Genomic DNA, 236 nt, shown 5'->3' with positions numbered 1-236 from the left:
GCTGCGGCCCCAGGAGTACGTCGCCGAGCTCGAGGAAGTACCAGCCGTTGCCGACGATGCCGTGCTCGGGCGGGTGGGTGCCGGTGAGGAAGGTGGACTGGGCGGCGCAGGGGACGGCGGGCAGGACGGTGCCGAGCGGGGCGGGGAAACCGGACTGGCCGAGGGCCGTGCGGTGGGGCATGTGGACGAGGAGACGGGGGGGGGGGCCGAGGGCGTCCCGGACCGGGAGAGGGGTG

The 236-nt window shown here is 75.8% G+C and carries 1 protein-coding gene; it reads right to left on the bottom strand.

Translation table 11 applies throughout. The features are described 5' to 3' along the window. The coding region (locus KVT44_RS57065; RefSeq protein WP_217577187.1) for an alkaline phosphatase family protein at positions 1 to 236 on the bottom strand (236 nt) is incomplete at both ends.

Source organism: Streptomyces sp. GbtcB7, assembly GCF_019091445.1.
Taxonomy (GTDB): domain Bacteria; phylum Actinomycetota; class Actinomycetes; order Streptomycetales; family Streptomycetaceae; genus Streptomyces; species Streptomyces mirabilis.
The sequence above is the reverse complement of the archived record's forward strand: the minus strand, read 5'-3'. Positions and strand labels throughout refer to the sequence as shown.